The 11,305-nt window shown below is 51.7% G+C and carries 14 protein-coding genes; 10 read left to right on the top strand and 4 right to left on the bottom strand.

Features of this window, described 5'->3' with window-relative positions; genetic code table 11:
- Positions 1–196 precede the first annotated feature (196 nt).
- The 7 genes from MED297_RS22175 to dinB all read left to right on the top strand — a co-directional run bounded on the left by MED297_RS22175 (position 197) and on the right by dinB (position 5,677).
- Positions 197–328 carry a lytic murein transglycosylase gene (locus MED297_RS22175; RefSeq protein WP_202594571.1) on the top strand — a complete coding sequence of 44 codons (132 nt, stop codon included), beginning with the start codon at positions 197–199 and terminating at the stop codon, positions 326–328.
- Positions 329–378: 50 nt separating this feature from the next.
- Entirely contained in the window at positions 379–1,134 is a 756-nt protein-coding gene (locus tag MED297_RS22670; RefSeq protein ID WP_008047393.1) for a septal ring lytic transglycosylase RlpA family protein, read from the top strand.
- A 240-nt stretch (positions 1,135–1,374) separates the two neighbouring features.
- Positions 1,375–2,547, top strand: coding sequence for a D-alanyl-D-alanine carboxypeptidase family protein (locus MED297_RS17760; RefSeq protein WP_237613465.1), 1,173 nt, complete (start codon positions 1,375–1,377; stop codon positions 2,545–2,547).
- Between the two features lie 17 nt (positions 2,548–2,564).
- Positions 2,565–2,837 carry a YbeD family protein gene (locus MED297_RS17755; protein WP_040557599.1) on the top strand — a complete coding sequence of 91 codons (273 nt, stop codon included), beginning with the start codon at positions 2,565–2,567 and terminating at the stop codon, positions 2,835–2,837.
- Positions 2,834–3,478 carry a lipoyl(octanoyl) transferase LipB gene (gene lipB, locus MED297_RS17750; protein WP_008047390.1) on the top strand — a complete coding sequence of 215 codons (645 nt, stop codon included), beginning with the start codon at positions 2,834–2,836 and terminating at the stop codon, positions 3,476–3,478. Before MED297_RS17755 ends, lipB begins: the two co-directional genes overlap by 4 nt.
- A gap of 3 nt (positions 3,479–3,481) precedes the next feature.
- Positions 3,482–4,456 carry a lipoyl synthase gene (gene lipA / locus MED297_RS17745; protein ID WP_008047389.1) on the top strand — a complete coding sequence of 325 codons (975 nt, stop codon included), beginning with the start codon at positions 3,482–3,484 and terminating at the stop codon, positions 4,454–4,456.
- Between the two features lie 123 nt (positions 4,457–4,579).
- A complete protein-coding gene (dinB, locus tag MED297_RS17740) occupies positions 4,580–5,677 on the top strand; it encodes a DNA polymerase IV (RefSeq protein WP_008047387.1) in 1,098 nt (365 codons plus the stop codon).
- Positions 5,678–5,732: 55 nt separating this feature from the next.
- Here the strand turns inward: dinB and MED297_RS21580 are convergent, their stop codons facing one another.
- The gene (locus tag MED297_RS21580; RefSeq protein ID WP_008047385.1) at positions 5,733–6,152 is read right to left on the bottom strand and encodes a TetR/AcrR family transcriptional regulator; all 420 of its coding nucleotides are present in this window, start codon (positions 6,150–6,152) and stop codon (positions 5,733–5,735) included.
- A gap of 237 nt (positions 6,153–6,389) precedes the next feature.
- Here MED297_RS21580 and MED297_RS17730 point away from each other — a divergent pair, with 237 nt between their 5' ends.
- Positions 6,390–6,749, top strand: a complete 360-nt coding sequence (locus MED297_RS17730; RefSeq protein ID WP_008047383.1) for a response regulator — start codon at positions 6,390–6,392, stop codon at positions 6,747–6,749.
- 12 nt (positions 6,750–6,761) lie between these two features.
- Here MED297_RS17730 and MED297_RS17725 read toward each other — a convergent pair whose 3' ends face one another.
- Both MED297_RS17725 and dksA read right to left on the bottom strand, forming a co-directional pair.
- Positions 6,762–7,190, bottom strand: a complete 429-nt coding sequence (locus MED297_RS17725; RefSeq protein WP_008047380.1) for a hypothetical protein — start codon at positions 7,188–7,190, stop codon at positions 6,762–6,764.
- Between the two features lie 158 nt (positions 7,191–7,348).
- Positions 7,349–7,756: an RNA polymerase-binding protein DksA gene (gene dksA / locus MED297_RS17720; protein ID WP_008047378.1), complete on the bottom strand. Its 408-nt coding sequence runs from the start codon at positions 7,754–7,756 to the stop codon at positions 7,349–7,351.
- A 321-nt stretch (positions 7,757–8,077) separates the two neighbouring features.
- Between dksA and purU the strand changes: the two genes are divergently transcribed.
- Positions 8,078–8,932, top strand: a complete 855-nt coding sequence (gene purU / locus MED297_RS17715) for a formyltetrahydrofolate deformylase (protein WP_040557598.1) — start codon at positions 8,078–8,080, stop codon at positions 8,930–8,932.
- Positions 8,932–9,810, top strand: a complete 879-nt coding sequence (locus MED297_RS17710) for a hypothetical protein (protein ID WP_008047361.1) — start codon at positions 8,932–8,934, stop codon at positions 9,808–9,810. Before purU ends, MED297_RS17710 begins: the two co-directional genes overlap by 1 nt.
- Positions 9,811–9,818: 8 nt before the next feature.
- On the opposite strand, the gene mltF is transcribed toward MED297_RS17710, so the two are convergent.
- A complete protein-coding gene (mltF, locus tag MED297_RS17705) occupies positions 9,819–11,252 on the bottom strand; it encodes a membrane-bound lytic murein transglycosylase MltF (protein WP_008047360.1) in 1,434 nt (477 codons plus the stop codon).
- Positions 11,253–11,305: the final 53 nt, after the last annotated feature.

Below are 11,305 nucleotides of genomic sequence, written 5' to 3'. Positions count from 1 at the left end.
TCTGTCGATGCTGTGATCCATGGATCGTTCCAATACTGAGGAAACGGTGGAAGCGTGTCAGCCCATATCAGTACGTCTTGAGGCGGATGAGACCACGCTGAAAATTACTCCTTTGCACGCGATCGCAAGTTTGCGGACGTGTCGCCGCGGGTTGGTTAATCGAAGATGCGTTTGATACCGACTGGTATGTTTTCCGGTGAGATTAGATACTGATGAAGGCCAGCAATACTGGTTGGGTTATCGGAACTTCTGGAGCATTTCCCGCTATAATCGATCTATTTCTTATACCATGGCCGTCGTTGATCTGGCAGCGGCAATAGCGGAGTAAACCAGCGTCATGAACCGTCATTTCTATTCCTTTGGTGAGCAGGCATTGCAGTGCTTGCTCTGAATGCCTGCTCAAGCAAGTTCGTTGCGCATGAAACACTGATCGATGATCCTCAGGCGAGTCGATACTCTATCGCTCAGGATCGGGCGCCTGACGTTGCCCTGACTGAAGATCAGATAGCCCTGACGACACCGCGAAAAGAGCCTTTGTCTCGTCATGGTAATAAATCCCCTTACACGGTTAATGGTCAGACCTATCGAATTATGGCCAGTGCAGATGGCTACCGGGAAGAGGGTATCGCGTCCTGGTACGGGGCGAAGTTTCATGGACACAGCACATCGAATGGTGAAACTTTCGATATGAATCTCATCAGTGCCGCGCATAAGACGTTACCGCTTCCGAGTTGGGTGCGGGTGACCAACCTGGATAATGGCAGATCGATAAATGTTCGGGTGAATGACCGGGGGCCGTTTCATGATGGCCGGATAATCGATTTGTCCTATGCCGCCGCGGTGAAACTGGGGTATCACGACAAAGGAACGGCGCGCGTGCGGGTGGAAGCGCTCACCGATCAGGTCCTCGATACGGCTTCGTACTATGTGCAGGTCGGTGCCTTCAGTCAGCAAGACTCGGCTATCCGACTGAAACAACGGTTAAGTGCAGACCTCAGAGATCGCGTCGCGGTTTATCACGATCAGTTTTATCGGGTACGAATCGGGCCTGTTCGTTACGATCGAGCCGTGGAGCTGCAACAAACCTATTCCGGTCAGGATTTCGGTAAGCCTCTGCTGGTGGCCATCCCCTGATAGCTCATTTCTAACGCTTTGCTGGCGGAGGACTTGATCGCCGCCTGTAAAGCCAGATTATCCTCAAACTTTTTACACGCTCTGCTCGTTCTAAATGGGGACTGTAAGATTCCCGATAAGCTCAGCCTGTGAGGGTGTAAAAAAATGAACGGCTGGTACAATGTGCGACCGTTTAGCACGAAGATCAGCCGCCCATTGGCTGCTCCAGCTCGTATCAGATCATCAAACATGGGAATCAGCGTGAACATTCATCGACACTTACAGCGTTTGGGGACTTTCTTAATCGGAATCACTGCAACCTGTGCCTTGGCAGAACCGATCATACCCGCCGCGCCACAACTGGCGGCCACTTCCTACATCCTGATGGATGCCGAAACCGGCCAGGTGCTTGTAGCGCACAATGAGCATGAACAGATGCCGCCGGCCAGTTTGACCAAGTTGATGACCAGCTATATTGCTGAACGTGAAATTCTGGAAGGTCGCCTTGAGCTGACCGATGAGACTCTGGTCAGCAAGAAAGCCTGGCAAATGCCGGGCTCGCGTATGTTTATCGAGGTCGGGGATTTGGTCACCATTGAAGACCTGCTTCGAGGTGTGATTATTGTGTCTGGTAATGACGCTTCTGTAGCATTGGCTGAGCATATCGCCGGCACTGAAGACCTGTTTGCTCAGTTGATGAATAAGTACGCCGAAAATCTCGGCATGATCAATACACATTTTTCCAACGCCTCCGGATTGCCTCCGGAAAATGGCCAGGAGCACTACTCCTCCGCTTACGATCTGGCCTTGTTGTCGCAGGCGCTGATCTACGATAACGCGGAGTTTTATCCGCTGTATGCTGAACGTAGCTTTAAGTACGGTCCGGTGTCGGCGCAACCGAATCGTAATCGACTTCTGGGAACCAACCCGGATGTGGATGGCCTGAAAACCGGTCATACGGAAGAAGCCGGATATTGCCTGGCCGCCTCGGCAGAGCGCGATGGCATGCGTTTGATCAGCGTCGTTATGGGGACTCGCTCGGAAGATGCACGGGCACAGGAAACTCAGAAACTGCTAACCTATGGTTTCCGGTTCTTCCGGACCGCAGAGGTTCATCAGGGTGGTGAGTCACTGCACACCATGCGTATCTGGGGTGGGGCGACTAAAGAGCTGTCATTGGGCCTGACGGACGATCTCAAACTGACCATCGCACGTGGCGCCGAAGACATGATTCGTACGGAGTTGAGCATTGACTCTGTGATCAAAGCGCCAGTGGCGGCTGGAGATGCATTGGGTGAACTGATTGTTTATGTGGATGACAAAGAAGTTTCACGACAGCCCGTCGTTGCGTTGAAAACGGTAGAGCAGGCCGGGTTCTTTGCCCGCATCTGGGATCTGATTCTTCTGTTTTTTACTAACCTGTTCAGCAGTTGAGGCACAGGAGGATGAACATGAACTCGGAAGATGCACCAAAAATTGAGTTTCCCTGCGATGATTATGTCATCAAAATCGTTGGTGATGCGGTACCGGAATATAAGCCTTTTGTGGCGGGCGTTCTGCAAAAATACGACAGCACGGTGCATGAAGCTCGTTTCTCTGAAAACCCAAGCAAAAACGGGAACTTTGTCAGCCTGACGATTCGGATGCGGATCGAAGAGGAAGGGCATCTTGAGGCTCTTTTTGTAGAGCTCAAGGGCAATAGCATGGTGAAAATGGTGCTATGACCGACGTTGCAACGTCGCACCCGGTCTTGATTTGTGATCTCGGGCGTGTGCCTTATGAAAGCACATGGCACAAGATGCAGAGTTTTACGCTGGAACGTACCGACGAAACGACCGATGAAATCTGGTTATTGGAGCATGATCAGGTTTTTACACAGGGCCAAGCCGGAAAAGCAGAGCATGTGTTAGCCCCTGGTGATATCCCGGTGGTTAAGGTGGATCGGGGTGGGCAGGTGACCTATCACGGTCCCGGGCAGCTGGTGGCGTATGTGCTGCTTGACATGAGCCGGATCGGTTCTGATGTACGTAAACTGGTCAGCGCGTTAGAACGTAGTATTGTGGACGTTCTGCAGACTTATGATATAGACAGTGCGGCCCGGCCAGACGCGCCGGGGGTCTATGTAGGCGATCGCAAGATCTGTTCACTGGGTCTGAGAATTAAGAAAGGCAAGAGCTTTCATGGTCTTGCCCTGAACGTTGATATGGATTTGGAGCCGTTTCAACGAATCAATCCTTGCGGATATGCGGGTATGGAGATGACACAAATCGTCGATTTTGTTCCAAGCCCGGATATGACACTCATTAAACAACAGTGGGTGGCGGCGTTTTCTCAAACGCTGAACCTAACTCCGATCTGGAAGTAACCTATGTCTGAATCCGTTAATGTCACTGCCAAGCCGAAAAAAGAACGGGGCGTTAAGCTCCGCGGTGCCGATAAGACTGACCGCATTCCGGTTAAGGTGATCCCAACCGAGGTCATGCCGAAAAAGCCGGACTGGATACGTGTGCGTATGCCGGCCTCACCAGAAGTCAGTCGGATTAAGAAAAAACTGCGCAGTCACAAGCTGCACTCGGTGTGTGAAGAAGCCAGCTGTCCGAACTTAGGCGAGTGTTTCAGTCATGGGACGGCAACCTTCATGATTATGGGGGACATCTGTACCCGTCGCTGTCCTTTCTGTGACGTCGCCCACGGCCGCCCCAATGCGCTGGACGAAAACGAGCCGCGTGAGTTGGCAGCTGCCATTGGAGACATGGGTCTTAAGTACGTGGTGATCACTTCGGTAGACCGTGATGACCTTCGCGATGGTGGTGCGCAGCACATTACCGATTGCGTAACTGAAGTTCGCAAGTCTAGCCCGGGCATTGTAATTGAAACACTGGTTCCTGACTTTCGCGGCCGGCTTGAGACGGCGGTGGAGATTATGGCAACGGGTGCGCCAGATGTGTTTAACCACAATCTGGAAACCGTCCCTTCACTGTATAAAAAAGTTCGTCCGGGTGCGGACTATCAGCATTCCTTGGACCTGTTGAAGGCTTTCAAACAGGCAAAACCGGAGGTTCGGACCAAATCCGGATTAATGGTGGGCTGTGGCGAAACACTGGAAGAAGTGAAAGAAGTGATGCGTGACCTTCACGCACACAACGTGGATATGGTGACGATTGGACAATATCTGCAACCGTCCAAACATCACCTCGCTGTGGACCGCTTCGTGCACCCGGATGAGTTTAAAGAATTGGAAGACTTTGGATACGAACTGGGCTTTCAGAACGTTGCATCAGGACCGTTGGTTCGATCCAGCTATCATGCTGACCTGCAGGCGAAAGGCGAAGACGTTCGTTAACGTTTTCTTAGGCCAAGCGGTCTTACAGCTTTAGACTCTTCAGAGAGCGTCACTCCGGTGGCGCTCTTGCTTTTTGGGCCTTTGTACTTACAATTAACTGTATAAGCATACAGGTTTGGTGCAATGTCCCGGAAAATCATTCACATCGATTGCGACTGCTATTACGCTGCGCTGGAAATGCGCGACTTCCCGGAACTGCGCGGTCGGCCGGTGGCTGTGGGTGGGCAGGGCCCCCGCTCTGTTCTTTCTACCTGTAACTATGAAGCGCGTCACTATGGTCTGCATTCGGCTATGCCCAGTCGTCGAGCTCTGTCTCTCTGCCCGGGGTTGATCATTCAGCCACACCGGTTTGATGTTTATCGGGCTGTATCAGAGCAGATCCGGCAAATTTTCAGCCGCTATACCGACCGGATAGAACCGTTGTCGCTGGATGAGGCTTTTTTAGACGTCACTGACTCAACCTGGTTTGGCGGCAGCGCGTCTATGTTGGCCGAGCATATTCGTCAGGAAATTGTTCAGGAAACCGGCATTACGGTGTCAGCCGGAATTGCACCGAACAAGTTTCTCGCTAAAGTTGCCTCAGAATGGCGAAAGCCTAATGGGCTGTACTCAATCTCGCCGGAGGCCGTTGATGAGTTTTTAAGCAGTCTGCCTCTGAAAAAAATAAACGGTGTCGGCAGTAAGTTCTCACAGAAGCTGGCGGAGCATGGTTTACACACTTGCGGTGACGTGCTTCGGTGGTCGTTGCCAAGGTTAACGCAGTATTTTGGTAAAAGTGGATTATGGCTGTATCAGCGGGCTCGTGGGATTGATCATCGACCTGTTGGCGTGCGCAGCGACCGTAAGTCGCTCAGTGTTGAACATACCTTCGACACCGATCTCGCCGGTGAATCGGCATGTTTGACCCAGTTGACCCCTCTATTGGACACGTTAAACCGACGACTGGCTGCGAAAGACCCATTACCGATCAAAGGTGTGTTTGTTAAAGTCCGGTTTAATGATTTTTCAACCACGACGATGGAGCGGGGCTTACCATGCTTGAGAGCCAGCTATGAGCAGCTGCTGAAAGCAGCGTGCCAGAAGAGTCACCGAGGCGTGCGGTTATTGGGTCTTGGGGTCCGTTTTGAAGAAAAACAAAGCAAGGATCAACTGGAGCTGTGGCCTGTTGCAACCGCACAAGGCAATCGGGCCAGTCTCGAATCGAGTTTGTTGAGTCAATGAAGACCGCTCAGGCATGGTTGTCGGCCTCAGAAACCATGCCTGTTGTCTTTCATCTTTAAAATGCCGCTGGCGTCTCACTGGTTTGTTGCATGAACACCTGCTCCATCAACTTACCGTTGAGCTGATACAGATCGTTGCCCAGTTGCGCCTTCAAAGCGCGATACGCATCGGTATCCGCCACAAACGGAAAATATTCTGCATTGGTAATAAAGAGCCGAAAATCATCCGGTCGTGCCAGCCAAAAGGCTGAATAGGCCTGATGTTTATCCGCAGCACTGTTCATGCTCTGCTCCAGGCTCGGAGCAACGGCTTCCCATAATCCAGCAACAATTTCCTGTTTGTTTTTGAAGTAGTAATAGATAGACGGGGCAGCACAGCCGGTTTCAGCGGCTATTTTTCTCAGCGACAGCTTATTGATGCCCTGTTCTGTCAGTACTTTTCTTGCAGACTCAAGAATGTTTTCTTTTTTAATCATGGCAGCTTACTTCGTTTAATAACACCGTTTTAAAAGCTAGCAGTGGATTGGCATTCTTGCTAATCAGAACGGTTTCTTTTTGTAACTGCGTTAGAGGCTGTTCACCCCGGATGAGAACAGTTCCACGCAATCAGGCTGAACCCTGTGATTAGTCATGTCTTTTGCTTGCAGGCAAAGGTAAACTGACTATTCTAACGTTTATTGAAAAGCTTAACGAAGTGCAGCGAGGAGCCAGTCATGGCCACAATTTTAATAGTTGATGATTCTCCCAGTCAGATTGCCCATTTCACCAAAATTCTGGAGAAGCATGGCTTTGACCATCTGGTTGCGGAAGACGGTGCCAGTGGTGTGGCAATGGCAAAGAGTGCAAAACCGGATTTGATCTTGATGGATGTTGTCATGCCAGAACTGAATGGCTTTCAGGCAACCCGAAAGTTAACCCAAGATCCGGAAACCAAAGACATTCCGGTGATCATGGTCACCACGAAAGATCAGGAGACCGATCGGGTATGGGGCCAACGACAAGGTGCCAAAGGCTTTATGGTAAAACCGGTCGATGAATCGGAATTGTTGGCTGAAATTAAAAAGTTCATCTGATCTGCAATGGCGTCACGCTGCGAACTGCTGGCTGGCGTCTAATGTCGCGTAAACCTGTCTTATGTGGCTAAGGGATTGACGCTCCTGATAGGATGTTGATCCCTTTAAGGCCTCTTCCAGATGTTGATCCAGGCTGGTATCGGCAGACCCTTCAAGCAATTGATTGACCGTCTGTATGTCCTCAAGCGAGAAAATCTGATAGTCAAACAGCTGTTGATTTAAACGGATAACATCTTCCGGTTGTTGCCGGCCGTTCGGAAACGACTGTGCTATCCAATCAAATACAACTTTAGATTGACTGAGCGAGACCCGGTCTTCGTTGACGGTCGGTTCTTGATGCGTGTCTGAGTCAGAAATCGCGTGACTTTCCGTCGACTCAACCCATCCGGCATGAGTCTGATTTGTCTGATAAGACTGTATCCCCTGGCTGATGATTTCCACGTAATGCTCGCTGTAGAGAACTTTTGTTACTGCACTTCAGCAAAGTTAATGCCGTTTCTCTGGTTCGCAGAGGAGCACATGTAAAACGAGGGGCGGGGTGGTTGAGGAGCGTATACAAAAAAACCCCGCAATCGCGGGGCTTTTTTAGAATGAGGGCCTTAGGCGTCTCGGAAATTACGTTCTTTCATTTCCTGGCGCTGCTTTTCTTCAGCGCACAATGTTGCGGTAGGTCGCAGCAGTAACCGTCTGATTCCAATCGGCTCACCGGTCACTTCACAGAAACCAAATTCACCTTCTTCGATGCGCTTCAGCGACTGGTCGATTTTAGGCAGCAGTTTTGTCTGACGGTCCAGAAAACGCAGCGCCATACGTCGTTCTTCTTCAATGCTGGCTTTATCGAGTTCGTCAGGCTCGTTCTCAAATGTGGCCAGCTGCTCACGTGCGCTCGCCAGAGATTCACGAACTTCTTTTGCCTGTTGACTCAACAGGTCGCGGAAGAACTCGAGCTGTTCTTCATTCATGTAATCGTCTTCTGGGGCGGCTAACAATTGTTCTTCAGTCAGCATAGCTGTTTCCCGTTTTATGTTCGCAGTTCTGATTCTAGTTTATTCAATCAGTTGCTGCGACTTCCGTTAATAGATAGCAGATGCAATCTTGCCTGAGATCATCTCATTGGCAGATTGTGCCCGGGGCGGCCGGAAGCCCGATACTAAAGGGTGCGCGAGGCAGATTCCAGTCGTCAAAGGACGGCGCATCATATATCATTGCCGCTTTTGTGGAAACAGTTTTTGGGCGGAGTTTTCAGTTTTTGGAAACCAGCGCAAAGTCCGGGATTTCGTGCCTTTCCGGCTTGGAAATCCCGGTGCAGACGATGTGGAGCAGTTTATATGGAGCGCGTTTTGCGTTTAGTAATGTCCTGTCCTGATCAGGTCGGGATTGTCGCCAGAGTGTCCGGATTTCTGGCGCAGTACAATGGCAGTATTCTTGAAGCGAACCACCATGCCGATCTGGAGCAGGGGTGGTTTTTTATGCGTAACGAAATTAAAGCCAGCTCGTTACCTTTTGGTGCCGACAAACTGGCTGAGACCTTTGCTCCGATCGCGAAAGATCTCAATATGAGTTTCCAGGTAACGGATACAGGCGCGCCAAAGCGGATCGTGCTGATGTGTTCAAAAGATAGCCATTGTCTGGCCGATATTCTGAACCGCTGGCACAGTGGTGATCTGGCCTGTGATATTCCCTGTGTTATTTCAAATCACGAAGACCTGCGCAGTCTGGTTGAGTGGCATGGTATTCCTTTTCATCATGTGCCAGTGGACCCGAATAACAAACAAGTACACTTTGATGAGGTTGAACGGTTGGTGGACGCTGCCGACGCGGAAACCGTTGTACTGGCTCGATACATGCAAATTCTGCCGGAGTCGCTTTGTCAGCGTTATCGTCATCGGATTATTAATATTCACCACAGTTTTCTGCCATCGTTCATCGGCGCCCGGCCCTATCACCAGGCGCATGACCGCGGCGTTAAGTTGATTGGCGCAACCTGCCACTATGTTACTGCCGATTTGGATGCCGGACCGATTATTGATCAGGATGTCGTGCGCATCACGCATCGAGATGTCGTTGAAGACATGGTTCGTTTGGGCAAGGACTGCGAAAAAACCGTGTTGGCGCGCGGCTTGCGCTGGCATTTGGAAGATCGTGTTCTGGTTCATGGCAATAAAACGGTGGTGTTTAACTGATGACTAACCTAGCAATCCGCCGAGGCTTCGCTCTGATTGGCGCAATCTCTTTATCTGCGATGAGTGTGGCTGTTGAAGTGCAGCCCAACGCACAGCTTCAGGTACAGGCTGAATATCATCGTCCCAGTAGTTCCGACTCTGGTGACTGGTCCATTCAAATGCCGTCCAGCCACTTTGGTATTTCAGCGGTAGAAACTCTTGCGTCCAGCCGTTTCTACGGGGTTCTCAGTTTTGCAGTGGCTCCGGACGCCAGCAGTTCCGTCGAACTGGGTCAGCGTTTTGCCTATCTTGGTTGGCAGCAGGGGTTCCTGAACATTCAGGCCGGGCAGATACCAACATTGGAGTATTCCTACCTGGAGTCGGCCGTAAGAGGTTTGATGTCATTGCCGACCCGTGGCATCGGTCTGAGCCAGAACTTTACGGACAGTGAGCAGCAGGCGGTGCGCCTGGAAGCCCGTTCCGGTGAGTACCTTCGCATTGCGACACAGTGGGTTCTGACCGAAGATCAGTCGGACTTGCCCTGGCACGCAGCCGCCAAGTTAGAGACGCCGGAAGGTCATGTCGCCGTCACCTATCGCAAGCGTCCGGACGAGCCTGCCTTCTGGGGGAATGAGATTACCTGGAACAGTGAAAATACCGAAATATCAGCCATCTGGGGCGCTCAGGACGGTACGCTCGAATGGGACCTGTTCCTGACGTTGAGTCCGGACGCGTTAGAAACCACTTTTGGTTATGGCCAGCGGCCGGATGACGTGACGCGTTGGTCTGTCGGGTTGTATCAGCCACTGTCACCCGCGTTGACCAGCTATTCTGAGTTAATTCACTGGTCTGACGAGCGTAACTGGCGTTGGACAAGCGGGTTTCAGCTAACGTTTTAGCGGCTGTTTTACTGTCCCGGAAAAACCGGGACAGTCGCTTCGGGTAACGCATCCAGCCGATCCGGTTCGACGACTTCCCCCTGTTGCGGATAAAGCTTCTTCAGAGTGTCGTAAAAGCGCCGAATGTTGGCTACGTATACGACAGGCTCGGCGCCACGCGCATAGCCGTGGCGAGTCCAGGGGTAGTAGTCTTTCAGGGCAAGCTTGGGCAGGTGTTTGCGTACATCAATCCACTTGTCCGGATCATCGCCCAGCAGTTCAGTGATCTTGCGGGCATCTTCCAGGTGGCCCAATCCAACGTTGTAGGCCGCCAGGGCGAACCAGGTTCGGTCCGGCTCGGTAATCCGGGCCGGGATGCGGCCTTTCAATGAGGTCAGGTACTGAGTTCCGGCTCGGGTGCTTTGCTCAGGGTCGAGGCGGTTGGTAATGCCCATATCGGCTGCTGTGTTCAGCGTAATCATCATCAGCCCGCGGACGCCGGTGGGTGAGCGTGCATTCGCTCGCCAATGGCTTTCCTGATAGGCCACGGCCGCCAGCAATCGCCAATCGATGCCATATTGCGCGGCGTACTCCCGGAACATCGATTCATATTGTGGCAGACGGGCGTTCAGGTGTTTTTCAAACGTCAGGTTGTCGACATAGTCGAACTCCAGAGCCTCACCAAAGTACCGGTCCAGCATCTGTGTGAGCATGCCGCTCTCACTGAAAAGCTGAAGGACATCGTTCACCCGGTTTTGCAATGTGGTGTCTTCTTCTGACTGAAAGATCACACTGATCGGGCGGCTTTCGGATGACAGGGGTTGGAAATCGAGCGTTGGAAAGACGGTCTGCTGCAGCTGGAAGTCCCGCTCATCAACAATGGCGGCATGAAGTTCCTGCATATCCACCAGAGTAAAAAGCTCCGCACTGAGTCGGCCTTGTTCATAAACGGCGGTCCGTTGGGGATCGTCATTCAGTAGCTGTTCGGCGGCCTGAGCGTGTGCCAAGGGGTCCAGTAAGCCGGTAGGCAGTAACTCCCGGTCATCACCATCGGGAGAGGAGACCAGACCGATGTCTGTGTAAGTGTACGGGATGCTGGTCGGGAAGCTGAGGTCGTTACCGTGGCTAGTGCCGGGCAGGGCCATATCCACAGCACCGACCTCCAACGCGCGATAAAGATCATCCAGGTCTCGAACGGCAAACACGCGGATCGGCAGTCCCAGGTGTCGTTCAAGTTCGAGAATCAGGTCATGTTCAAATCCGGTCAGTTCGTTGCCTTCCGGCCAATAGATGCCTTCACTTTCCCGAACCGCGACGGACAGATAGCCCCGGCTTTCGATTTGTTCCCAGTGATTTCGCCAGTCAAAGCCTCGAGCAACCACCGCAATAAAAATTGACCCGATGGACAAGATAAGCAGCAGTTTGACGACGTTCGCGACCGGATTAACCCAAAGTATGCGCATATGTGAATTTTCAGTTGGACCGTATCTGCCATTTTAACCTGAAATCCTATACC

Origin of the sequence: Reinekea blandensis MED297 (genome assembly GCF_000153185.1) — a bacterium.
Lineage (GTDB): Bacteria > Pseudomonadota > Gammaproteobacteria > Pseudomonadales > Natronospirillaceae > Reinekea > Reinekea blandensis.
The sequence above is the reverse complement of the archived record's forward strand: the minus strand, read 5'-3'. Positions and strand labels throughout refer to the sequence as shown.

Excerpts from the sequence above, each read along its gene's own strand:
- MED297_RS17755 (WP_040557599.1), top strand. The coding sequence starts at position 2,565 with ATGAACTCGGAAGATGCACCAAAAATTGAGTTTCCCTGCGATGATTAT.
- lipB (WP_008047390.1), top strand. The coding sequence starts at position 2,834 with ATGACCGACGTTGCAACGTCGCACCCGGTCTTGATTTGTGATCTCGGG.
- lipA (WP_008047389.1), top strand. The coding sequence starts at position 3,482 with ATGTCTGAATCCGTTAATGTCACTGCCAAGCCGAAAAAAGAACGGGGC.
- dinB (WP_008047387.1), top strand. The coding sequence starts at position 4,580 with ATGTCCCGGAAAATCATTCACATCGATTGCGACTGCTATTACGCTGCG.
- MED297_RS21580 (WP_008047385.1), bottom strand. The coding sequence starts at position 6,152 with ATGATTAAAAAAGAAAACATTCTTGAGTCTGCAAGAAAAGTACTGACA.
- MED297_RS17730 (WP_008047383.1), top strand. The coding sequence starts at position 6,390 with ATGGCCACAATTTTAATAGTTGATGATTCTCCCAGTCAGATTGCCCAT.
- dksA (WP_008047378.1), bottom strand. The coding sequence starts at position 7,756 with ATGCTGACTGAAGAACAATTGTTAGCCGCCCCAGAAGACGATTACATG.
- purU (WP_040557598.1), top strand. The coding sequence starts at position 8,078 with ATGGAGCGCGTTTTGCGTTTAGTAATGTCCTGTCCTGATCAGGTCGGG.
- MED297_RS17710 (WP_008047361.1), top strand. The coding sequence starts at position 8,932 with ATGACTAACCTAGCAATCCGCCGAGGCTTCGCTCTGATTGGCGCAATC.
- mltF (WP_008047360.1), bottom strand. The coding sequence starts at position 11,252 with ATGCGCATACTTTGGGTTAATCCGGTCGCGAACGTCGTCAAACTGCTG.